Annotated in this window: 19 protein-coding genes and 1 pseudogene; 11 read left to right on the top strand and 9 right to left on the bottom strand. The window is 52.6% G+C overall.

Translation table 11 applies throughout. From position 1 onward, the window contains the following. Positions 1–35 precede the first annotated feature (35 nt). The 4 genes from IGB42_RS08065 to IGB42_RS08050 are packed head-to-tail and all read left to right on the top strand — an operon-like array spanning position 36 to position 5,451. A complete protein-coding gene (locus tag IGB42_RS08065; RefSeq protein WP_159669646.1) occupies positions 36–1,655 on the top strand; it encodes an ATP-binding protein in 1,620 nt (539 codons plus the stop codon). Next, positions 1,652–3,391 carry a TnsD family Tn7-like transposition protein gene (locus tag IGB42_RS08060; RefSeq protein ID WP_159669643.1) on the top strand — a complete coding sequence of 580 codons (1,740 nt, stop codon included), beginning with the start codon at positions 1,652–1,654 and terminating at the stop codon, positions 3,389–3,391. Before IGB42_RS08065 ends, IGB42_RS08060 begins: the two co-directional genes overlap by 4 nt. A 25-nt stretch (positions 3,392–3,416) precedes the next feature. Beyond that, complete coding sequence (locus IGB42_RS08055) at positions 3,417–4,733, top strand: TniQ family protein (protein WP_159669640.1); 1,317 nt, start codon at positions 3,417–3,419, stop codon at positions 4,731–4,733. A gap of 19 nt (positions 4,734–4,752) precedes the next feature. After that, positions 4,753–5,451, top strand: coding sequence for a hypothetical protein (locus IGB42_RS08050; protein WP_159669637.1), 699 nt, complete (start codon positions 4,753–4,755; stop codon positions 5,449–5,451). A gap of 46 nt (positions 5,452–5,497) precedes the next feature. On the opposite strand, the gene IGB42_RS08045 is transcribed toward IGB42_RS08050, so the two are convergent. The 5 genes from IGB42_RS08045 to IGB42_RS08025 form a co-directional block, all read right to left on the bottom strand. Next, the gene (locus tag IGB42_RS08045; protein WP_159669634.1) at positions 5,498–6,613 is read right to left on the bottom strand and encodes a hypothetical protein; all 1,116 of its coding nucleotides are present in this window, start codon (positions 6,611–6,613) and stop codon (positions 5,498–5,500) included. 59 nt (positions 6,614–6,672) lie between these two features. Then, entirely contained in the window at positions 6,673–8,055 is a 1,383-nt protein-coding gene (locus IGB42_RS08040) for a P-loop NTPase fold protein (RefSeq protein ID WP_159669631.1), read from the bottom strand. A 127-nt stretch (positions 8,056–8,182) separates the two neighbouring features. Further along, positions 8,183–8,533, bottom strand: a complete 351-nt coding sequence (locus tag IGB42_RS08035) for a hypothetical protein (RefSeq protein WP_159669628.1) — start codon at positions 8,531–8,533, stop codon at positions 8,183–8,185. A 48-nt stretch (positions 8,534–8,581) separates the two neighbouring features. Beyond that, complete coding sequence (locus IGB42_RS08030) at positions 8,582–8,872, bottom strand: hypothetical protein (RefSeq protein WP_159669625.1); 291 nt, start codon at positions 8,870–8,872, stop codon at positions 8,582–8,584. A gap of 71 nt (positions 8,873–8,943) precedes the next feature. Then, a complete protein-coding gene (locus IGB42_RS08025) occupies positions 8,944–9,609 on the bottom strand; it encodes an SOS response-associated peptidase family protein (protein ID WP_159669622.1) in 666 nt (221 codons plus the stop codon). Between the two features lie 143 nt (positions 9,610–9,752). Between IGB42_RS08025 and IGB42_RS08020 the strand changes: the two genes are divergently transcribed. Further along, positions 9,753–10,613, top strand: a complete 861-nt coding sequence (locus tag IGB42_RS08020) for a DNA/RNA non-specific endonuclease (RefSeq protein WP_159669619.1) — start codon at positions 9,753–9,755, stop codon at positions 10,611–10,613. Here the strand turns inward: IGB42_RS08020 and IGB42_RS08015 are convergent. Then, entirely contained in the window at positions 10,592–10,837 is a 246-nt protein-coding gene (locus tag IGB42_RS08015; protein WP_159669616.1) for a BPSL0761 family protein, read from the bottom strand. The two genes, IGB42_RS08020 and IGB42_RS08015, sit on opposite strands and share 22 nt — an antisense overlap. 208 nt (positions 10,838–11,045) lie before the next feature. Between IGB42_RS08015 and IGB42_RS08010 the strand changes: the two genes are divergently transcribed. Both IGB42_RS08010 and IGB42_RS08005 read left to right on the top strand, forming a co-directional pair. After that, a complete protein-coding gene (locus IGB42_RS08010) occupies positions 11,046–11,858 on the top strand; it encodes a hypothetical protein (RefSeq protein ID WP_159669613.1) in 813 nt (270 codons plus the stop codon). Between the two features lie 138 nt (positions 11,859–11,996). Beyond that, a complete protein-coding gene (locus tag IGB42_RS08005) occupies positions 11,997–12,293 on the top strand; it encodes a hypothetical protein (RefSeq protein ID WP_159669610.1) in 297 nt (98 codons plus the stop codon). 33 nt (positions 12,294–12,326) lie between these two features. On the opposite strand, the gene IGB42_RS08000 is transcribed toward IGB42_RS08005, so the two are convergent. Further along, positions 12,327–12,542: a hypothetical protein gene (locus IGB42_RS08000; protein ID WP_159669607.1), complete on the bottom strand. Its 216-nt coding sequence runs from the start codon at positions 12,540–12,542 to the stop codon at positions 12,327–12,329. 418 nt (positions 12,543–12,960) lie between these two features. On the opposite strand from IGB42_RS08000, the gene IGB42_RS07995 reads away from it, so the two are divergent. The 4 genes from IGB42_RS07995 (at position 12,961) to IGB42_RS07980 (ending at position 21,342) form a co-directional block, all read left to right on the top strand. Continuing rightward, on the top strand, positions 12,961–14,859 hold the full coding sequence (locus IGB42_RS07995; protein WP_159669604.1) for a protein kinase: 1,899 nt from the start codon (positions 12,961–12,963) through the stop codon (positions 14,857–14,859). A 154-nt stretch (positions 14,860–15,013) separates the two neighbouring features. Then, a complete protein-coding gene (locus IGB42_RS07990) occupies positions 15,014–16,267 on the top strand; it encodes a DNA repair exonuclease (protein WP_159669601.1) in 1,254 nt (417 codons plus the stop codon). A 3-nt stretch (positions 16,268–16,270) separates the two neighbouring features. Further along, complete coding sequence (locus IGB42_RS07985; protein WP_159669598.1) at positions 16,271–19,747, top strand: YhaN family protein; 3,477 nt, start codon at positions 16,271–16,273, stop codon at positions 19,745–19,747. A 467-nt stretch (positions 19,748–20,214) separates the two neighbouring features. Further along, on the top strand, positions 20,215–21,342 hold the full coding sequence (locus tag IGB42_RS07980; RefSeq protein WP_159669595.1) for a sensor histidine kinase: 1,128 nt from the start codon (positions 20,215–20,217) through the stop codon (positions 21,340–21,342). Between the two features lie 623 nt (positions 21,343–21,965). Here IGB42_RS07980 and IGB42_RS07975 read toward each other — a convergent pair. Together IGB42_RS07975 and IGB42_RS07970 are read right to left on the bottom strand one after the other, a co-directional pair. Then, positions 21,966–23,123, bottom strand: a pseudogene (locus IGB42_RS07975) (IS3 family transposase). A 333-nt stretch (positions 23,124–23,456) separates the two neighbouring features. Continuing rightward, the gene (locus IGB42_RS07970) at positions 23,457–24,116 is read right to left on the bottom strand and encodes a flagellin (protein ID WP_159669592.1); all 660 of its coding nucleotides are present in this window, start codon (positions 24,114–24,116) and stop codon (positions 23,457–23,459) included. Positions 24,117–24,154 lie beyond the last annotated feature (38 nt).

Raw genomic sequence — 24,154 nt, 5'->3', positions numbered from 1 at the left:
GTTAGGTGATCACAAAGGCTTCCCGGAGGTGTGGCATGGTTATGGAAAACAAGAAGCCGAGTCTCCCGGAGTATTCGGGAAACCCGTTTATTTCATGTTTGCCTAATATCTCATCGCAAGCAGAGCTTATCAAGTCGCTGGCCTGTCATCCACTTATAGATGCAACTGAACGAAATTATCCAGCGGAGCTGCGCAAGCATTGCATCATGCGTCTTGCGCGCTATTTTGAGCCGATGGAGCGACAGATTCAGCTTGCCGAGCGATTTGATATGCTGTTGCGACAAGGTTACATTGGTCGAAATCCGCTTACGCACAACTACTTACGCCATCTTCAAAATGGCGTAGAAAGAATTGCAAAGAAAGACCTGAATACCCCGTCATTGCATGCGGTAGAAAATACAGCGACAAGCTTTGCATTGACAGGTTGTTCTGGAATTGGGAAGTCAAAGTCGATTGAGAAAGTGTTGCACCAAATCCCCCAATGCATTGCTCATTCTGAACCATTCAGTCTGATACAGCTAACTTGGTTGAAGCTCGACTGTCCAAGCAAAGGAACGCCAAAACAGCTGTGTATCAACTTTTTCTCTGCGGTAGATCGTCTGATTGGTACGGAATATCTCAGTTGGTACGGTAATAAACGTAAAAATGTCGATGAAATGATGGTGCATATGGCACACATCGCCAATTTGCATGCAGTGGGTGTTATTGTTATTGATGAAATTCAGCACCTGCGAGGTGTTAAAACGGAGTCGGAGTCACTTCTGAATTTTCTGGTGACACTTGTAAACACCATTGGTGTGCCTGTTATTCTAATAGGCACATTGAGCGCCATACCGCTATTGCAAGAAAACTTTCGCCAAGCACGTCGTGCAAGTGGTTTAGGAGCATTAACTTGGGATAGGCACATGCCGGGCAAATCCTGGGATTATTTCGTTGATCGAATGTGGGCCTATCAGTGGACTCGTGACGTATCACCACTTACCGCTGAGATCCGCGCGGTGCTGTACGATGAAAGCCAAGGAATTATCGATATCGTTGTGAAGTTTTTTATGCTTGCCCAAATGCGCTTGGTCACGATTGGCGAAATACGTGGTACTCCGGAAATCATTACGGCTGAACTTCTACGCAAGATTGCGCGTGAAGATTTCAAACTCATCCAGCCGATGATTAGCGCCCTGCGACAGAATGATTTGAAAGCGCTGCAGAAATTCGATGATCTGCTTCCGTTCCAAGAATACGTGATACAGCTGCTGAATACAGCATTGGACTCACCTACTTCCACTCAAGAACCTTATTCTGCTGCTACGCTTAACAGTACTAACCAGTATATGGAGGGAGGCACTGAGGTACAAGTCCGTGCTGCCCTTCGAAGCTTGGGGGTTGCTGATGATATGGGAGCCATTTTGCTGGCGGATGCTTTGCGCGATAACCCATCCGAAGATCCGCTGTCGCTCATCTTGCAGATTGCCCAGAGACTTGCGAGCGAACCCGCAAAGCTCAAGCGAAAAAAGGTTCAACTGAAGGAAGCTATTCCAAGGCCAAGTTTAGATTTGCGGACACTCGTACAGGCAGCCAAATCGAAGGGAAGATCGGGGTATGACGGTCTTCGCGAGGTAAGCATCATCAAATCGCTATTTCAGGCGTATGCCCGATGAGCACATTGGCCTATTTCCCCGCACCCCATCCAGATGAGCTACTTTATAGTTTGTTGGCGCGCTATCGTTGCAATGTAGGCATGCCTGGAGTGATGCATACGCTGGATGGGTTGTTTGGCAATCGACATGTCGTTGCGGCATATGATTTGCCTGGGCATCTGGCAGCTTTGGCATCGCGATTGCCCTCAGGAGTAAAATTTGATGTCAATGAGCTAATCGATCGATTCACTCTTTTTCACTACTACACAGCTTTTGTCTCCGCAGGTGTACGACAACAAGCTCGCAAGGCGATGATGGAGGGTGCCGCGAGTGCGTATGTCCGATTGGGGATGACCGCATTCCGTATTCGCCGGTTGACCCACTTGCGATTTTGCCCCGCATGCCGACAGCAGATGTTAACGGAGCATGGCGAACTGTATTGGCGGCGGATTCATCAGTTGGAAGGCATCTTGGTTTGTGCCGAACATGGATGTGTACTTTGTAACAGCCAAGTTGAATTTGCATCGGGAAGTCGGCACGAGCTTGTTGCGGCAACGGTTGCGAACTGTTCTGCCAAAGCCCAACCGGTTGTTGTCGTTAGCGATGCCGCTGTCCTGCCACAACTAAAACAGCTAGCAATGCGATGTGCCGAACTGTTGCAAAATCCCCCTGCTCCACAAGATCCAATTGAATGGACAGAATTTTATCGCCAGCAAATGGCCCGAGCCGGGTTTTTCAAGTTGCAGGCTACCATCCATCAACAGCGATTCTTGGCCGCGTTTCATAGCAAGTGTGATGCGATTTTGGCGTATTTTCCGCAGATATCTGGATGTGATGATTGGCTAATCAAGCTAGTCCGCAAGCAGCGAACCGCCATTCACCCCTATTGCCACGCTATGCTGCAACATTTTCTCGAATTGGAAGGTTTGAGCAGGCAGCCATTCGGCCAAGGTCCTTGGTGCTGCCTTAACCCGTTGGCCAAACATGTAAATTCTCAGTCCATCACAAAAGTTCAAATGCATCGAAACCAACGCCACCACGTTGGAGTTTTCGAGTGTGAATGCGGCTATGCTTACACCCGGAACATTAATCCCACGACCGGGAAAATAAGCCCTCCTCGATTTTTGCGATACGGACCAATGCTCGAACCTGTTTTGCGTCGTTTGCGAGAAGAAGGCTGGTCACTAAGAGCCCAAGCGCGTCTCTTGCATCTTGATCCTAAAACCGTTTCGCGGCTGGGGCGCGAATTGGATATCTCATCTGTTATTCCGCCGTCACGTGCATCCATAACAGACGTATATGCCTTGAGTGGTGGAGACATCAGAAAGGCAGATGGGGAATTACGAAGCAAGAAAAAAACTGTGATTCGAGCATCACCTTTGCGCATAGACTGGCAGGGGCTGGATCATCGTTTGGCGAGGAAGTTGGAAGAGTTGGCGTTGGCTATGCGCGATATGGTTCCGCTACGTCAACTCACCGCAAGTGCTTTGGAACGCGCTCTTGGATATCGGGGTTGGTTGATAAATCATAGACACCAACTGCCATTGACCATAGCCAAGTTGACAGCGGTGATTGAACGCACGGAGGATTTCCAGCTGCGCAGAGTACAATGGGTGATCAATGAACATTCGCAGAAGCACATTCCATTGCAAGTATGGCGCATTCTTCGTGCTGCGGGCCTTCCCTCCGCTCACCGGACGCAAGTCGAGGTAATCCTTGGTGCTAACCTTCTCCCTTCGAACGTCCGCCGCAGGTGATGACGTTTCTTCCTGGCTCTAAAGCATGAATATTCCTGCCTTATTTCCCGACGAGTACATTTTAGGCTGGCGTGGCCGTATTCAGTTCTTCAACCATTTCCCGAGCATGGTCGTCACCGGCAAGCGATTGAGGTCTTGGTATCAACATCATGGTGATGGGCAGAAATCACTTGGGAGTCGTACGGCACAAGCGTTTTTGCTGGCCAAAGCCAGTGGTCTGCCAGAAACTGTTTTTTTTCAACGACATACCTTGATTCCATTTTTACGCCCTTTTGATCCTGTGGTGCCCGTGCAAGATGGCTCTGCGTTACATGATTATCTGATTACATATGCATTTCGTGTTGGTAAAAAGGGGGCTTGGTATTGCGAATCTTGCATTAATCAAGACTTGGAAAAATATGGAATGTCGTATTGGCATCGCGAACATCAGCTGCAGGGTGTGGACTGGTGTTATTTGCATGGATCTGCACTGATGGGGTTGGAGTCCCTTGACGCCTTCAATCATGAGCCTGACATCGCGCGAGCTCGGGATCGTTCATTCGCATTTTGGCCTTCACATCTGGAGGATGCCGCTCCAGTAGTCCAGCGGTATGCTGCAATAGCAAAAGCCATTCTAAATCGTTCAGCTTGCTTGAGCCACCCGAAGCTGGTTGCCATGATCGAGCATCAATATTTGGCTCAACGCTCTGCGGGCTCTTGTCTGTTGATGCAAGACCGAAGTAATGCAATGCATCAAGATGCTATGCCGGAAGACTGGTTCAATCGATTTTTTGAATCGGCTAAATATAACTCGCCTCCATTTAATGATCTGAAACGGATCTTCGATCGCGAGGCACCACCTACTATCACCGAACGCTATGTGCTGGCTCTTGCGTTGCTGTTTAGTTCCGCCGGAACAGCGATAGTCAAGATGGAGCAATCAAATCAGTGCGAAACGCCGATATGCAAATTTGATCAACCCGAGCATGACCCATGGTGGGGCCCGCAGATTTTGCGAGAGTATGCTCAGAATGGCGGTTGTCACCAAGGTTTTGCAGAGTCATGTGGAATGGATGCTCGTATTGCGTCGCAGGCGCTATTGAGCCACAACCTTCCAAATCTGACGGCTAACAGTGAAGCTGAACGAGCCGCACTCGCGAGCTTCTTTCTTGGGAAATCGTTAGAAGAGGCCTGTGGCATTCATGGCGTTGATTCTATCGTTTTAGAAAAAATACTGCGGGAAGCTTGCAGGTACTTTGGGGCTGCGGTGAAAATCATGAGCGGGGTGGGCCTCTCCACGGAAGAGAGTACATTTCGCCCAAATCTTGAATATTTAATCGAAAAATCCCCAACACTGATGTAGTTCACGAAACCGAGGATGCATGGGCGATATCAACATTTCTCGTAGCGAATATGAAGCTTTGAAAGCGATTGACTCCGTAGTTCTGAGCCGAGTCATTGATCAATGTGTAGATGAAGAATATTCGTCTGCCTTACTGGCATTTCGACTTAATAACTGTGGTCCTTTCGTCGCTTCGAAGTTACGTATGTTCGAAAATTCGTTATCGGAATACCGTCGATTCAAAGCACCAAAGAGGCGTTCTGAGGCCAGGGCCGATGCGCTTCGTGCCGGTGCCGATCTACACTACGCGGTGCAACAGATGAAAATGAGGGGGGAGATGGAGGAACGGCAAGCCGAGTTTTTCTATATTGATGACCACGTCCAACCACCTGTCAGCTTCACCGACCATTTAACGGTCAGAGTGCATTATCGCTGGCGTATATCGCCGGAGAATGAATGGGTATACGGGAGTATCGAGTTTTCCCATAAATCAGATCCGTTATCGGATTTCCAACACACCCAGCCAGTGCGAAAAAAAAGCGCTGCCCATCAGGCTAAGGACCGGCAGGATGAACTTTATGCTGAGTGGGAGGCACTTAAAAGGCAGGCATTATGGTCTGTGCGCGACTATTTTCAGGGTGGAGGGGACGGCGCTTCGATCCCGAAGGTTTTTCGAGTGAAAATTGATGTACGTACGCGAAGACTAAATAATTTCAGTGCAAGGTTCTGGGTGGGGTGACTTTTAAAGAGAAGCATCCCAGTAGCCATATGCGTTAGCTGCAATGTCACAAGTTTGTACCGAGATATTCGGCCATTTCATCGAAACCACTAATAATTTGGCAGTCTGAAAAGGTATCTAGGCGGAGGTTGGAATCAGCCAAAAGATTAGCAAGCTTTTTGTCGGTAAATAAAGCTTGTGCTACCGGTAGCGCTGAAGCGGCAACCATAAAGTCGTTGGGATCTCCGGCATGATATTTGCGGTGGGAATCGAGCCGCATCAATCCGTACAGCGAGCTCAGAATGCGCAGGGTTGGCAGTGCGCGCGAAGTAGGTGTGCTATGCCAGTGGCCTAGAGCTCGGGCACAATATCGAAGCAGATCCTTCCGACTAAGCTCAATTTTTTCTGCTTCGTACCAATGTGCGATGCAGCCGCATAGCTCCAGAAAAATGCCTTGAATGAGTTTGCTCACCGCAGCTTGATGCTCCCGCTTACCCGCGTTTAACTCAGTAATACCCCTAGAATTGTCCCATTTATTCCCTTCTAAAGTACTTGCCAACTCAAGCTGAAAAGAGAAAGGTAGTTCCGTAAGGCTGTCAAAAAATGCTTTGTTAAACGCCTCTTCATCGAAATCTATTTTCGTGTGTTCATTGAAAGATAGTGTTGGGATTCCAAGCAATTCGATTGGACTGCAAAGAAAATCCTCAAGAGTATCGGGTATGTCCAGGGTGTCTGTGCGCAGTTTTTTTAATTCACCCCCCACCCTCTCTTGAAACGGCGCAATGCAGAATCCCTGAGATAGCTCGTCCACCAATGTGGTTAATACTGCCCGAGTCTCTGGGCGCGTCATTGAATCCAGTTCGAAGAACGTCGGTAAACCAATCGGGAACACGAAATTAGTACTGTTCACCGCCTGCTGCAGGAGGTTTCCGAATGACAGCATGGCGGATGTCAGACTCGGCTTCTTCTGGCGATAATCAGCCATACACTTCCATGCATTCGTATCGAGATAAATTAGCTTCTTCGTGCTAGCGTGAAGCGCCTTTGCCTTGCGTTTCGCTCGCATATGATCGACGAGAGAGACTTGGGGCTCGGTATGGTGAGTTTCGATATTGCTATTTAGGCGAGCAAAGATCTCCTCGATAATGTTATTAAGTGATTGAAACATCTGGGGATTGATCATGTGGGCTTATTTGTAATTTCAGTTCTAAGCTGAATATATATGGCAACCATGTGGTAATCTCAAATTGAACCATTTGTTGTTAATGAGATCGTGTGGAGGACTCGCTGTATAGCTCTAATCCTTTCTTCATATTCAGCAATTCCGCTTGCCCAACTTCCAATTGAAGAATAGAGCTCTCGGTCCCAGTCCTTTTTTGATTGCTCATCTTTGTGGGCAAATGTTGGGGGGCAATCCGGTGCATCTGTTACCAAGAGCACGATCAGCAAGTTTGAGCCATAGTTCCAATTTTTGTTGGGTTCAATAAGTGCAATTCGGCCTAGCGAATCGGCGATATCTTTTGGCGAGTAGCGACCGATGAGTATACTTTGAGCCAACGAAGGAAAGAAGCATACGCAATAGATGGCATAAACGCGAAGCAACAAGTAACCGAGGTACAACTTTTGATCCTTTGTCCCCAATCCTTTTTTATTGGTAAGCGCTTGATATATTTCAAGATGTCTAATGAAGGTCTCTACTTCACGCAAAGAGAGTTGCTTGAAATTAATCCATTCATTAATTGTTTTTAGAACGACTTCATCTACAATGCCACTATGTTGAAGATATACGCTGTCTTCTACCCATGTGGAGAAATGGGCCTGTGCAGCCGACCCAGAATTGAATCTGTTCGGTTCTTGAAACACCGCTGGCAAACGAAAGCTGAAGGCCAGAAATTTGTCAAGATATCGCTGAGCATCAACTTCGTAGCCATAACAATGATTGATGGCTGCCTTTAACTGTTGAGTGTTTGTCACCAAAACGAATTTTACGCTTTTGATATTAAAAACGTGTTTGATAATTTCAAGTGTGGACAGCGCAAAATCGGGTCGACAACGGTCGAGTTCGTCAATAAATATAACAATGGGCTTGATGGAGGCGATACCGCACAGCGCATCTTGCAGGGCATGGATGCTTTGCTCCGCTTTCATATGATCTTTGAGCAGAGATTCTGTTGCTTTATCCAAAATGGTTTCGCCGGTATTCTTTACCGCTTCCTCCCATTCATCGCCTAAATCGACTGCGTCCTGTTTCAGAAGCCAAGCGATCGCGGCTTTGCCGGCAGTTTTGGCACCGAAACGCAGAGCGGGAATCGCTTTTTTGATCAAACTTGGCCTGTCAGCTTCCGGTACCAGCTTCAGGATCGCGGCTAATATGGTCATTAGAGGCTGATCAGCATGGTCAGCTCGGAACGCATCGATATACACTGGGCGAAATGGCGCCACCTCTGAATTGCCTTCAACCAACGCAATCAATTTCCTACAAAACTCCGTTTTGCCCGTGCCCCAGCTGCCATCGATCACCATTGGAGAGACCTCAATCTCCGAGGCAAGAAGCTGGATAACTTTTTCAGCGACGGGACGGCGGCGGTATTCGTCGCGAGTATCGAACGTAATGGAATTTTGCACCTTAACTCCTAGAAAAATGACTCCAGGGCATCACCTGATCGTTACCTAGGCTTGATCGCCGATCAGATAGAAGCAGTTGGAGTCCGACTAAGCACGAATCTAGCTTTTAATTAGGTTTGCCTATTCCTTAATCAAACGACGCGCTCAACGGACAGAGCTCCGTCGAGTTCAACCGAATCGCTTTCCGTGTTCCGGTAACGTCGTACACGCACACCTTGGTGAAGCCATCCTGATACTCCCCCTTGAAGAAACCTGTGCTTCGATAGGAGGAAGTAGAGTTCGCTGGTGGCGAATACCCATCTACCTCGATGGAGAGCTCACACATGTCATAGGCGTTCACCGCGTACACCTTGCCGTTGTTGTACCGGCAGTAATGCATGTTGCCTTTCACGCCTAAATCCTTCTCCAGGAAGTAGGTCAGCGCAGAAGCATCAAGCGATGCGAGCAGCAACAGAGCGCCCAGTATCTTCACATTCATTTTTTGAATCTCGTTAAGCATCTTGAGGTGGGTCAGCCGCAGCCAAGGCTACTCGCTCCTGCGCGCGCCTTTCCACTCTTTAACCATCTCAGCCGTCACGTCCTTGGCGTAGCAAATCGGCGCATAACCGTTGGGCCGGCTATACGCGCTGCGCTTGCCGCATGCGCTACCGTTCTTGGCAGCGTTATACGGGCAGGGACAGTTACCTGGGTAGGCGTCGATGCTTTCCTTAATGATGGCTTGCTTGATTTGCTCATCGGTCAGGGTGCCCTTGGCGTGACCTGCAGCTGTGAGGCAAACGCTTACGATGCCGATGAGCAAACAACGGTATAGGTGCATATCTGAGCATCGCTGCATGTTAGGTGCTTTCCATTCTAGCAAGTTTTCGATGACATTTATGCAAAGCGCATCTACCGGATCAGCTCGGGTCCATTTGCTGTGGGATCGCTCAGCCGCCGAGATATCGGATAGCTGACCAAGTCATCCGGAAGGGCGAGAAACCTGGCCATCGAGAGCATTTCATCTGCCGGCGAGAACTGTATCCAAGATCTGCGATACGGCGCCGGCACCAGAATGGGCTGCAATGAATCCGCGTTGACTGCGCTATGGTTGGACGGCGCACACAGTAATACCACCCTGAGCTGCCGTACTGGCCCGCGCCCGACGTAGTCGGTGAGCGCAGCGGCAAACATTGGCTGACCATGCTGGCGACGTACATAGTACGGCAGCCCATCGGCTCGCCATTCATGCCAGCCATCGATGGGAACCAACGCGCGCTGACCCGCTTCCCACAATGGTAGCCAATACGGTTTTCTGATGAAATTCCGGATGTTGGCACGTCCCACCACAGGGAGGTTTTGTTCAGCGGCCCAGTCTGGTCGGTACCCCCACACAGCAGTATTGGGTAGCACCGTCGACGGGCTCTTGAAACAGTTGAAGGCCCAGACCATGGCGCCTACCGGGGCGGCGTAGGTTGGTCGACGCGGGTCTTTCCAGTTTCTAAGCACCTCAGGCTGCAGGCCAAAGGCGATGCCGTAGTCTGAGTTGCGCTGGTACTGGGCGATGTTGGTACACATGATTGCCACAAATAGAACGAATGTTCTATATTCTATTCATGCACACTAACCTGCCCAGCTCACCCCGACAGACGTAACGGTGCAAGCCTCACGCGTTCTGCGAGTGCTGCAGTCCTCCCTCGCAATCAACCAAGCCATTCCCTATGTCCATCAAAGTTTCTGCCGTTCTGCTCGGTGCAGTGATCAGCGCCGCCGCCGTCACCTTTACACCCATAGGGCGTCACTACAGCAGTATGGCCGTGGCCCAACTGGCCAAAGCGGAAGCTGCACTATCTGGTCACGTGCCGGTGGCAAAGCCTGGCAGAACGTCAGCCCAAGCAGGCGCGTTTGCTGCCTGTCCACAGTTTTTCTATGGCGGCACGCCACCGGAGGTTCCCAATGCCGCAGTGTGGCAACCAAGGGCATTGTGCTTCTCGGCATTTGCGGTGTATCACGCAGGCCTGAGCCATACCCCGCTCTTTGTGGCGGAGCGCTTGAACAAGGCGCAGCTACTTGATGCGAAGGATGAGCAGCGGACTAATCGGTTTTATGCCGACGCGCGCCTGCCGGCAGCGGAGCGGGCCAACCTGGATGATTACAAAAGCTCTGGTTACGACCGTGGGCACATGGCACCGGCAGGCGACATGCCCACGCCGGAAGCGATGGCACAGAGCTTTTCGTTGGCCAACATGGTGCCGCAGGCGCCAGACAACAATCGCGGTGTGTGGGCCAAGTCAGTCGAGAAGGCGGTTCGCAAGTATGTGATGCGCGCTGCCGGCGACGTGTATGTGATCACCGGTCCGGTCTTTGCCGATAAACAGTCCGCCGATGCCAACATGCAACGAGTTTGGGTGCCCAGCGCGCTCTACAAACTGGTCTACGATCCGATGACCAATAAGGCCTGGGCGTACTGGTTAGAGAACCGCAACGATGCTCGGCTGAATGGCGTGATCAGCTACAAGGAACTGGTCGAGCGGACTGGTATGAATTTGCTGCCCCAGCTTCAGCGTGGCGAACCTGCATAACTGGCAGCAATGTCCTCCAAGGAAAACACAGCGTACGACAACGGATTCTTGGCCTGCTCCACGATGCTGGCGACCATTTCGAGATCGCCAGGCAGCGGGAAATGCCGGGTAAGCGTCAAGGCTTCACTGCGGATGTGTTCGGGAAGATCATTGGCGTAGGCCAGCCACTCCAGGAACAGGCGGGTCCGTAATACCGATTTGGTTCGCTCGCTGGCTGTCGTCATGGCTGATTTCCCTCTGCCTGGTGAGCAACCTCAGTCTAGCGCGACGTGGCCTGCATTTGAAGCAAATCAATCGCTTCTGGCAACGAGTCCTAAAGAATACATCCATTAGGTTACCAAGCTTGCTCAAGGCGATTGGTCCTAGTATATATAAATGGGAACCAGCATCAACAAAGCGTGGTAGGCAATGCCACGTATAGAGAGTATGACTATGTCGATAATTGCAGAGCTGATACAAGCATTTGATACAAAAAATTCCTATCTAATCGTAATGGCTATTGTTCTTCTGGTGGCGTTGCCCATCATACGTTCGTTGCGGGAATGGCTCACAGGAAGGCATGCCGTGCGTAAAGAAAAATTGGCTGCGCTATGTGATGCAATCAATGCCCACGATCAGTCGAGCTATCCGCAATCTGCAGCCGTGCGTTTTCGGCTGGAACAGCAATTTGCACAGTACTTCAAAAAAACGCTGACGTTCTGGGAGATCAGTACTCTTCTGAATCACCCGAACCCAACAAGGGCTCTCAAGCTTTATCTCGGTACACAACCCTATCTTACGCAACGTGTCTATGGAGATAAACCTGGTCGATTTCGATTCAAATCACGCCACCGAAGGCTAAGGTTGCGCATATATAAATGGTATTTTAATGGCTATCGGGTCACGGCATTTCACTTTGGAGGGTATATGTTATTTGCCGCTATGGGTTTTGCTATCATGTGGCTATTACCTCTTCTATTTAAGCATGCTCCGCTAAACATTGCTGTTGCAGGACTGGTTTTATGTGTGTCATTGATAAGCTATGCGGTTCAGTTACTCATATCCGGCTTGAGTTTCGTTGGCGCTGTTCAATTCATGCGCGATGCTCAAAAAATACAGCGCCATCGCCGAGCCGAGCTTTCCCTATTGCCCGTTGAGACAACTACACCGTTTAGGGGTTCGGACTCATTGGTCGAAAACTCAATAACTGCCGAATATGCCCCCCATTTAATAGCGCTGCCACCATTGCAAACTACAGATCATTAACCTTAATGGCTGCTATGCGTTTTTTTCCCATTATCAGAATGCACTCTTCATTGCTTATTTAATAATGGCCTGCATTCCGTCTGGAATTTCTTGTAAATTTGGTCTAGGCTGCACCATCTAATTTCGAATCGAGTGATTATGTCGTCCACAACAAATTTTGATGAATGGCTAGATGCCGCAGATCCCTGCGACCCGGCAAACGTTGCTGGTTTGATTGAGGTCGTTGAACTGGAGGGCGAGTTTTCAGGGTTCAAAGCTGAGCGGGCAAAAAATGGCAAACTTATTATTTCAGCTGAAGGGCTGGAGCTGAAGCTAGTACTGGTTAGCAAAGAGGCGGAGGCGGCTTTTGTGCGGAGTATTCATGGGCGCTACGTTCCCGATGGAATACCTGCAGGAATTTATGCCGCGATTCAACATGATATGGAAAAAGACTAGCGATCCGGCTCAAATCGGCCAGCAGCGTATCACTTAGCACGATTGCACACATGGCCGCTTCGAGATGAACAAGGTCATTCGCACTTGCGGGCTATGCGGCAAAGCACGGCCGATGGCGTACTGCAGGTTTGTCAGCCCTGCATGCTGCGGAAAGGCTTCGCACAGCTCGATCAGTCGTTGCACCTTGCGCTGCCGTGGTCCATCCAGTTTACGGTAATACAGGAGCTGCCCAAGATCGAAATCGGTCATCGCCGCGCTCGTAGCCGTGTAGTAGTTGTTGGTGCCGGGCTGGAGCACCATAACCTCCAGTACATTGGAACGCAGAATGCGCCGAGGGGCCAGCTCGAAGGTCGCGAATACCTAGTTCAGCCCAGCCCGCTGGAAGCAGAAGCCGCCGGACTGCGGGGTCTGCTCACTCGTGACTACCCATTCTAGCGCTCATGATCTCTCCATTGATTGGATGTGATCAGCACTGCACGTTCGGAGGCGGCTAATCGGCCGAAGCGGTCGGTGCGGCGCGCAGCAGTTCAAGCCCGCTCTCCGTTGTAAGACGGCCATCAACTCGCTAGGAAAACAGGACGATTCAATCTGCAAAGGCTGAACACAGCCTGACATAATTGACCCTCTACAATCTAACTCAGTATCTTTCCAAAGGCCCCCATCTCCCATGGCTCTCATTTCCGCAACTAAAAGGCAGCTCGCCGCACAAATTCCGGCTGCTACGCTTGGGAAAAGATCGCTCGGAGAAGGAGGAAACGGTCGAGTCTATCCAGCGAAACATACGACGCACGGCCAGGTTGCAATCAAGTTTTTCCTAAACGACGATGCTCGTCGGCGGCAGCGATTTGATGATGAGGTGTTGGTGGTAACTGGGCGCCTGAAGGGGTCGCCCCGAGTCCTTCCGATTCTTGAGTTTCACTTGCCCGAAGCAAGCGCAAACGAGTTCCCATGGTACATCATGCCCAAAGCTGAAACGCTTCGTGATGTACTTGAGGGAGTCGGTTGGCGCAAGATGCTATCCGTGTTCATTGAGCTCGCCGATGGTCTGGCTGAACTTCATACACTTGGTGTGGCGCATCGCGATGTCAAGCCGGAGAACGTTTTCAGATTCGAAGGGGCTTATTGTTTTGGTGATTTCGGCATTGCGGCATTTCCCGAGCGCAAGGGTCTCACCAAAGAAGACGAACCGATGGGCCCAGCTACATTTCTGGCGCCAGAGATGGAGAGCAACACCAGCGAGGCTGACGCGTATCCTGCTGACGTCTACAGTCTGGCCAAATCACTCTGGGTGATGCTTGGGGGTAAAAAATTCGCATTCCCTGGGCAGTATTCCTCTACTGGCAGCGAGCGGCTGTCTACACTAGCTCAAGCAACAGACTTCTTCCTTGAGCCGCTTGAGGCATTGTTGATTGCGGCTACAAGCTCTGATCCTTCCAGCCGGCCAGCTGCCGCCGACTTTTCTGCAAAACTCAAGACTATTGCAGAGCTCCAGTACGACTTTGACAAAGCAAACCCGCAGCAATGGGAGTTCGCAAATCGAGCAGCTCTGCAGCGTGCTGGCGTAGCGCGAGCCGAATGGAGAGACGTAAAGGCAATCGCCGAAGTCGTGGGAATGCTGTCCAAGCACCGAGGAATGAACCACTGCTTCTATCCCGAAGGCGGCGGTATGCATGTCGAGAGCGCATATCCCCATGAAGGCGGGCAAATGCTCGCGCTACGTCTAGCTGCGGGGATGGGGACATGCGTCCTAAAGCCTATCAGGCTGATATTAGAGTGTTTTCCAGACCATCCAGAGTATGGTTACGCAGTCTTGGAAGCAGGCGAGGCGGAGCGGTTAACTCAAGGGAATAGCTATCTTGAAGGGCCGATCGAACATCTGAAGATGTTGAATGAATTCGAATATGTAGTTAACGACTCGCACGAGGACTACTCGAAGTTTTACAACGTCGGGGAACCATGCGAACGGCGTTTCATGGGCGGGCTTTTTGTCATCGCGCCGACTGGTGGCATCTATAACCGGATTGACGATTACATGGGGACAGCAGAGAAACTTGGCATTGAGGGGCTCAGAAACGAGTTTGCCCGGTTGCTGGAATCGACTCAAGACAAGCATGCCGAATCGAGACGGCTGGAACCGTTTGTTCGACTTCAGTCCCAAGCCTCAAGCAGGGTCGACTTTACACTTATCCATCTGAGCAAGAAATTGCTCTGGGCTCTCATCGACCTCGACGATGAGCGGGTTGAACAACGAAAGCAGAGGAGTGACGGGATTGGCTACGCTCGTGATGCCGCAGCTATCATCGCCTTCGCGGCTTCGGACCCTTTGCGCGTCAAGAGTCAAGCGTTTCTGAAGGAACTTACTAACGATCAGCAGGGTGAGTATATGGCACTGATCGAAGTTGGCCGGGGCAACTGCACTCCGGCCGAGTTCCACGAATGTGTAGAGCAGTTCGCCAATTTGAAACAGGAAGTGGGCTATCTCGATGGCAAGCTTGGCAATGGGTACCTAAGAAAAGCAATCAAACGCTTTGGTTTGGCAATTGTCGAGCCGGCCAGCATGGCTTGAGAGCTCGGCCCCGCATTCTTCAGTACACCTGAAGCGTCCAACTCACCTGGCTACCACTCCTTCCGGATTCTGGTTGATCCAGTAATTTTGTCAGGGTGACCGATGTGGAAGAAATTTCGGTTGATTCGGAAGACGCATCCCTAGGAGGATCGCAATGAAGTTTATTCACGCTGCGGACATTCACTTGGATAGTCCCCTTAACGGGCTTTCCGCCTATCCAGACGCGCCAGCTGAACAGCTCCGCAGCGCGACTCGCGACGCCTTCACCCTGCTGGTAGACCGTGCCATTGCCGAACAGGTTGACTTCATGGTCATTGCGGGCGATCTCTACGACGGCGCTTGGCGCGATTTCAACACGGGCATCTATTTCGCCAAGCAAATGGGGCGTCTCAAGCGTGTTGGCATTCACATATATGTAGTGTTCGGCAACCATGACGCCGAAAGTGAGATGACCAAGAAGTTGGAGCTACCTGACAACGTGCACGCCTTCAGCCCCAACAAGCCTCAAACTTTCAGGGTCGACGGCCTGGATGTGTCACTTCATGGCCAGAGCTTCAAGCAGCGCGACGTGACAACAAATCTGGTCACCGGGTATCCCGCGCCGACCGCGGGTCACTTCAATATCGGAGTGCTTCACACAGCGCTTGAGGGGTACCAAGCGCATTCATACTACGCGCCATGCACTGTCGCTGAACTACACGCCAAAGGCTACGACTATTGGGCACTTGGCCATGTACACGAGTTTCAGCAGTGGGCCGGAGCATCCACCATCGTCTTTCCAGGTAACCTGCAAGGACGCAATGTTAGAGAATTGGGGAGAAGAGGAGCGGTGATGGTCACAGTCGATGAGGCCGGAACTGTCGCTGTCGAACGCATCTTCATTGATGTTCTGCGCTGGGAGCATCTTATAGTAGACGCCTCAGACTGCGAGACGCTTGAGGATGTAGTGCGAAAGACGGGCTACCAACTCGAGTCATTACTCGGGACCGATGGCGAAATACCCCGAGCGGCGCGAATCACTATCCGGGAGAGGACCAAGGCTCACGGAGCGCTATTCGGGTTGGAATTGCAGCTCCGACAGGAGGTTCTGGCGCAGATTGCGGCCATCGGAAACGAGCGTCTTTGGCTCGAGAAGATACAGATAGCTACAAAGCCTATGGAGGATGCAGCGAAGCTGCATGAGCGTATGGATGCCTTCACAGACCTTCAAACCATCTTCGAAGAAGCCAGCACGGACCTAGAGTTCATCAAAGAGCTGAAGGACGCTTTGGCTCCGTTCGTAGGTAAGGCTCCATTCGACTTGCAACCGCTGGTGCCGCTAATCGAAAAAATCCGTACCGGAGATCTCAAGGAGCTCATTGACGACATCGCACCTGGCCTGCTTGCACATCTGGCTCAAGCGGAGTGAGCGATGAGGCTACAGAATCTGAACTTGGTCCGCTTTGGGAAGTTTACGGATACCGACATCCCGCTGCCTAAGGCAGAGCATGATTTCCATCTTATCGTTGGTCCTAACGAAGCGGGAAAATCTACGGTCCGTAGTGCCATCGCGGATCTCCTATTTGGTTTTCCTCAACGATATACGGCGATGTCCTTTCTGCATCCTCAGCCAGAGCTGCGGCTAGCCGCGACAGTGGCTGATGGAGACCAGAGTCTCGCCATTGTCAGGGCCAAGGGCAACAAGAATACGTTGCGGAATGCGGCGGACTCCCCATTACTGGACAACGCGCTCCAGCCTTTCATGGGGCTGGCGGACAGATACTTCTTTGAGACAATGTTTGGGTTGAGCCATGCGCAGTTGGTAGCGGGCGGTGAGCTGATCCTGGATGCCTCAAAAGACGTCAGTCAGATTCTATTTCAATCTGCGGCTGGGATTGCAGGCTTGGGCAAGGTCAAGGACGGACTCATTGTTGAAGCGGACCATTTATGGGGGCCTAGACAATCAGGCAGCCGTGCATACTATCAGGCGAGTACCGAGTACGAGCAGGCAAGCAAGGATCTGAAGGCGGCAACGGTCCGCTCAAAGAACTGGGGTGAAGCCCGCGCCATGCTTGATGATGTGGAAGCCCGCATCGCAGCAGCAACCGAGCGCAAGGGCGAGCTCGTTATGGCCCGGGCCAAGCTTGAACGAATCCGCCGTCTGGCGCCCAAAGTTATTGATCTGAAGCAGAAGCTTGCCGAACTGGAAGCGCTTGGTGAGGTGTTGGATTTCCCCTCGAACGCGTCGGAGACCGTGACCACCGGTGAGCAGGAGGCATCGATCGCCGAGACCAAGCTGCGCCAATGCAAGCTCATGGTGGAACAACTCACGCAGCAGCGCGACGAAGCAGTTTTCGATGCAGACATCCTTGCCGCAAAGGATGAAATCCAAGCCTTGGCTGACCATGGACAGAGTGTGCGGAACCACCATGCCGAGCTGATTTCCTTGCAAGAGGATGTCGAACGCAGCCTGACACTCGCACGGGCGGCGGCGGCGGAGTTGGGATGGTCAGAATTGAAAGATGAGGCAGGTTTGCTTGCACTGCTGCCAGATATGTTTGCACTCCGGGACGTTCACCGGCTAGTGAACGAGCGTGGTGGCTTACTTCAAGGCATGGTTTCCGCGACTGAAGGCATTGAAGAGAAGGAGCTTGAGCTCGCTGAAGTCGAAGCGGAACTAGCCACGATTGCGGTCGTCGAGGTGTCACCCGCATTTCGCAGCGCGCTGTCCGAAGCGCAGGTCTATCGCAATACCCTTGCAAACCAAAAGCGGCTTGGCGTGGTGGTCGCGACCGCTCAACGCCACTATGACACAGCATATGCAAACTTAGGAGAGTGGAAGAGGACACCCGACGCGCTCCAGCAGATGCCGGTGCCCTCCGCGGAACGCCTGAATGGACTATGTACCCAGCGCCAAAGACTCGAGTCCGCGCTCGGTACGGCGACCGACCGCCTCGAACAAGTGGAGCAGGATGTTGGTAGGGCAACTCTGGCGGTAAAGCAGTTCGTGGAGGCCCGCCATATCGTCACTGCGTCGGACGTGCGAGAAGCCCGCAGCAAGCGGGATTATGAATGGGGAAATATCAAGGATGGAAGTACCCAACTCGCATCCAGCGCAGCTGGCCTGGATGCAGCCATCAAACTGGCCGACGAGCTGGTAGACACGCAACTTGGCTCAACCACCGATGCAGCCAGTTTGCAGAGCTTGATACAGCAGGTCGAGCGCGCACAGGCTGAATTAAAAGTGGCCGAACAGTCGAAGGATGGCAGGGCAGCAGCTCTGATAACGTTCGACCAAGGCTGGCAGAGCGAAGCAATCGCTCTCAGCCTGCCAAGACTTGCACTGGAGGATGCCCAGGTTTGGATGTCCAAGCGCGAGGCGGTCTTGTCTTCTTTCATTGCTTTGGGTGAGAAGCAGGACGAGTTCAACCGGGAGGTCGATGAATCTGGCACCGCTGCCCGTAACTTGGCGAATCAGCTCGCACTGGCGGGGTGCATTGTGCCGCCGGAAAATACCCTCGCGGCAATTCTGACCCAGGCGGAAACGATGGTCGCCGATCTGGATGGAGCGGTGACCAGGCGAATGCAGCTGCTCAAGCATCGCGATGGCGGGTCTACTGCGCTTCACCGTTTGAAAGCCGCAGAGGCTTCCGCACGCTCCGCGTTCAATGATTGGGAGAAAAGTTGGAGCCGGGCAATAACAGCAGCCAAGCTCAATAACTACGTCAAGTCCGTGGATGACGCCGAGCAAGCGCTCTTCAAGGTCGATGCTTTTAGACAGAACCTGGACAAGGCGATTGCGACTCGACGCGACCGCATTGACATCATGAATAGCGATCTTGAAGCGTTTGGCAAACTTGCTACCCGCGTCGTCGAGATATTGAAGGCCGAGGACTTGTATGGAGCGGACGCAAGAGACGTTGTACGTACGCTCTCACCCAAGCTTAAGCTGGCCGAGGCAAACGAAGCTAGTCGGGCGGCAGCGGATGTGGCGCTGCGTGCTGCCAGCAAGCAGCGTGACGATGCGCAAAATCAAGTTGAACAGGTCCAAGCTAAAGTCGCCCCTTTACTTGCCTTGGCTGGCGTCACCATGCTCTCCGAAGCGGCCCCTTTGGTTGAGAAGTGGGAAATAAAACGCAGGCTGATCATCGAGATTGACCTCGCCCGTGCGGGTCTTATTCAGGATGCCGAGGGGTTTGCGCTCGACGTGGTGATTTCTGAGGTGGAGGGTCGCGACTTAGCTCAGATACCGGCCGAACTGACGAAAACGGGCGATGAAATTGAGCAGGTTCAGGCGGAACAAACCTGCCTTGCCGTTGAACAAACCAAGGCCAAGATCGACATGGAGGCATTCGGTGGTGGACGCGACGCCGCAGTTGCAGAGGCACGCCGTCAGGAGGCTCTTGCCGGGATGGCGAATGCTTCGGAGCGCTATATCAAGGTGACCGCCGCAGCTAAGCTCCTAAGTTGGGCCATTGAACGGTATCGCGAGCAAAACCAAGGCCCGATGCTGGCTCGCGCTGGCGCCATCTTCGCCACCCTGACGCTTGGCAGATACACCAAGCTCTTTGTTGATTTCGTGCACACGCCATATAGCCTGTCAGCGGTTCGTATGGACGGGAAAACGGTAGAGGTCCCTGGAATGAGCGAGGGAACACGCGACCAGCTCTACTTGGCCCTTCGGATAGCCGCTTTAGAGCTTCATTTGGCGAAAGCAAAGGCTTTACCGTTCGTTGCGGACGATCTGTTCATCAACTTTGACGATGAGCGCTCGACAGCTGGGCTTCAAGCATTACGAGACCTATCTAGGCAGACGCAGGTACTGTTCTTGAGCCATCACGACCACTTGCTTCCACGTGTGCAACAGGTCTTCGGTATGGGAGTCAACGTAGTGCACCTGCAGCGCTAGCAATCCACAAGGTTCAGTCGTATCACTAGGGTGCCATGATGAATCTTTATATATTCCTCGCCGGAGGGATCGGGCAGCGCAAGCATGATTCATGTAAAAAGTTTATTTATTTCTCTTGTTTTTGTTGTTTATATAAATCAATATCTTAGGTGTTTCTGATGTAAATTGTTTATTATTTCTATTCATGAGCTGTATACACATAAAAAAGTGCTGACCTTCCCCCTGCCATGCTTATCCGAACCGGCGACATTCATGTCGCCCAGCAGTGCTGTGGCTTCCACCTGGTAAGGATTGGTAATACCGCGGTTTCTTGAAGGTTCGGTTATCAGCGCATCGGATGCCGGGAAATCTGTCGCATTTAGAACACCAGCTCTGCAATGTACCCTGTTGAACGTTCAGTTGCCCCATACTTCGGCTTTGATGCTTTGCGTTGGTCCTTGCCCCCTCCGCCCGTCAGGATTACCGCCATGCGCTTGCCCGATTTCATTCTCGAGAACCTCGAGCCGATGTTGCAGGCTTGGGAAGATTTCGCCAGAACGATAGATACGCCAGGTGCAGCACTTGACAGCAAAGCGCTGCGAGACCATGCCGATCAAGTGCTTCGAGCAATCGTGACAGACCTCCGCTCAACACCGGCGGTGCAATCGCAAGCGGCCACAGTCCAGGAGCACGAGCCATCAGAAGCACTCGAAACCGCCGCAGAAACACATGCGGTGACACGGCTGATGGCGGGTTTCACCATTGATCAAATGGTGTCGGAGTATCGCGCACTGAGGACAAGTGTGCTCGGTCAATGGGTGAAGCAAACTAACTTTGGTTCGCCGATCCATGTAGAGGATATGACCCGATTCCATGAGGCCATTGATCAGGCCCTGACCGAATCCGTGGCCAGCTATTCGCGCGCCGTTGAGGCATCGCGCAACGTGTTCCTGGGCATTCTCGGCCATGATTTGCGAACCCCTCTGGGAGCGAGCCTGCTTGGCGCCGATATGCTGAGGCGTTCGGAAGGAATGGGCGAGCGTGCGACCAAAGTGGCTATGCAGATCTACACCAGTGTGACGAGAGCGAGCCAGATCGTCGGAGACCTGCTGGATTTAACCCGTTGCCAACTGGGGCCAGGTATCCCTATCAAAACGATGGAGGTCGATCTGTCGCCGATATGTGAACGTATCGTTGAAGAAGTCCGGGCTTTTCATCCTAAAGCCAACGTACTGTTCAAGGTGGAGGGGGCCGTCAGAGGGCAATTTGATGGTGCTCGAATGGAACAGGTCTTTTCCAACATCGTCGGCAACGCTGTGCAGCATGGTGATATCCAGGCGCCGATCAAGGTGGCGCTGGCAGTAGAAGAAGGCCACGCAGTCTTCTCGGTTCACAACAACGGTGATCCCATTCCAGAAGACGTCATGCCGTTCATCTTCAATCCGATGGAACGTTTTTCCCAGCGCGCGGTGATCGATCACGAATCTCCTGAAGGCCTGGGTCTGGGCCTCTTTATTGCCTCGGAAATCGTTGCTTCCCACCAAGGGACGATCGATGTCACTTCGAATTTGGAGCAAGGTACCGCATTTCTGGTGAAGGTACCGATTACCCAGTGAGCCGGGCTTCATGCGCAATGGCCGGATCTTGAATCCTCAGATGCCAGTGGTCTTGACATCGGACTGATTTTCAGAATTTGCTTGCGGGCCATCGTGTTCGTGCGTAGGATGCCGTAATCGACTCGGCCTTTCTGATCAATCACTTAGGTTTCGTCGCTCCTCGTTGTTGCTTCGTCAAGCCTTTTGTCTCGTTGGCTAGTCTTTCCTGTGCTTTCTACTGGAAGACCTTCCCCTGATGTCCACCATGCTTGATCCCGCCGGTCATTTTTTTTGACCCATGGCGTCCTGCCGTTGTGCAGGTGCTGTTACTGCCTGGATTAACGTGCTGGCTTCCCCATGTCTGGTGGCATTGCCCCCAATATATGACTCCTCGTTTGGAAAGGCTGCCCGCATACCAATACTACTGATTTGTTTTACATCGGATTTATTTTGATCATCAAAGAGCTACAACCGGGCGATTACTTCGCCCAAGACGTGAACGGTAAGTGTGTCCGTTTTGAAGTGGTCGCCATCCAGCCGATCGGCCACCAATACCAAGTCACTTTCCGCTCCGCGGCCGGCGATACCAGCGCTCGCTATTCAGCTAGCGCAGTCATTGCCACAGCAACATTGCACTAATGCTATCAAGTCTTCGGAACTGACCGACCTCCCCCCATCTTGAGTAGCATTTGGGTTTGGAGTCCTACCCCCGATATGACGGGTTTTGCTGTCGCCAATTGCCGGGCATAAGCAGCAGGGGTTAGTCCGCCCAATGCCTTCTCCGGTCTTTCCTCGTGGTACTCCCGTCACCACGCTTCAATCATCACGCGCGCATGCGGCAAGCTGGTGAACCAGTGCTCATTCAATATTCGTCCCGCAATCGGCCATTGAACGATTCCACATACGCATTCTGATTCGGCTTGCCCGGCTGAATCTGCTTGAGTGTGACACCGCGCTGTTGCGCCCAGATCAGTATCGCCTTGCCGCAGAATGCCTTGCCGTTGTCAGTACGAATCAGCTGTGGCAAAACCGCGCTCAAGCCAAAGCAGGTCCAGCACTCGCGTCAGATGCTGACCACTGATGGCGCGCTCGGCAATCACCGCCACGGCTTCATGCGTGGCGTCATCGACGATGGTCGGGCACTTGATCACCCGGCCTTCGGCCGTGCGATCAAACACGAAATCCATCGACCAGACCTGATTGGCAGCGGTGGGACGCACCAACGGAAAGTGTTCCAAGAGTGGCACCTTCTTGCGTTTGAGCCGCCGCACTTGCAGACCGGCCAAGGCATGCAGCCGTTCTGCTCGCTTATGGTTCACCGGCCAGCCGGACTGGCGCAGCTTCAGATAAATCATGCCGGCGCCATAGCGCCGATGGCGCTGGGTCAGCGTGATGATCTGCTGCTGCAAATCGCTGTTCCGGTCTGGCCTGGGCTGGTAGCGCAGACTGCTGGCGCTTATGCGCGCCACTTGCAAGCCACGCCGCTGGCTGAGCCCGCGTTGCGCCATAAACCGCACCGAGTGCCGTCGGGCCGGTGCGGTCACCCCTTTTTTGCAGTGCTTCGCGGGTGGCTTCGTTCGCGAGCATCGATTCGGCGAGCATGTGCTCGAGTCGGGCGTTCTCGGCCTCCAGCGCCTTGAGGCGCTTGGCATCCGGGACGCTCATGCCGCCGAACTTGCAGCACCAGAGGTAGTAGCCGGCCTCGGAAAAACATGCCATCGGCACAGTGCCTTGATGGGAAGGCCCGCTTCAGCCTCACGCAGAAAGCCGATGATCTGCGCTTCGCTATACTGTTTCTTCACGTCCAATCTCTTGGGTTATGGGATTGGACTCTAAATCTGCGTGCTACTCGAAGGTGGGGGGACATCGGTCCTTGAGCGCGGTATGCGAGAACGGGAAGATAAGACCGCGACAGGCTAGAAATGCCAGTTTATCGGGGTTTAAGCACTCGGGAGGAGGCCAGCGACGATCTTGGCGCGGAAGCGCTGCGACCGAAGCAGATCGGCGTGCTGCAAGCTTTGCCCCATCGCCCGTTGCGGGGTGATGCAACAAGCCGCTTCATGCGAATGAGGCGGCCTGTTGTTCATGGTCCTGTGCCGTGGGATGCGGCGCCGGCTTGCTTGCCGGGCGGCCTGTTAGGGCGCCGTGTAAGTACCCGTGAGCAGCGAGCCCTCGGTATCGTGGTTTTCCGACACTTGAAACAGCAGCAGTTCCACTGCGTTGTTCGAGGTGCTCAAGGTGAACGGCACTTCGCCCGAACCGACCTTGTGCTTTTGTACCGCCGCCACGATCAACTTGGCCGTGTCTTCGATGGCGCCGACCGGATCTTCCGTAACGATGTCGGTGACATAGCCCAGCGTGGCTTTCACGATCGCTGTCGCATAGTCCAGGGTGACATCGCTATGCTTGATGCCGCTCATCTGTGCCGAGCCCAGCCACCAGTTGTTGCCGCCGGTGGTGGTGCTGCCCTGCGCCAGGACGAAATTCTGTGCGGTGTAGGTGACGTTGTTGATCACCAGGGTCAGCGTGCCGCGCACGGCGAAGTTCAATTCCTCGGGCGAGGTGTCGGAATACGTCAGGGCGATGCCGCCACCGCCCTGGACCACATCGTCGAACCAGTGGGCAACCTGCGAAGTCTTGTGCCGGCCTGCCTTGATGGTCACGGTGTTGTTGTTCTTGATGCTGACGCCGCCATAAGGCTGCCCACTGCTGATAGAGTGATCGCGTTCCTGGAAGCCGACCTGGGTCAAGCCGGGAAAGTTGAAGGTGAAGTCGTTGTCGTGCTGCTTAGTCATATCTGTCATCCACTCTGATTTCACTGCCAAAAATCCCG

The organism is Andreprevotia sp. IGB-42, from assembly GCF_009848685.1.
In the GTDB taxonomy this organism is placed as follows: domain Bacteria; phylum Pseudomonadota; class Gammaproteobacteria; order Burkholderiales; family Chitinibacteraceae; genus Andreprevotia.
The sequence above is the reverse complement of the archived record's forward strand: the minus strand, read 5'-3'. Positions and strand labels throughout refer to the sequence as shown.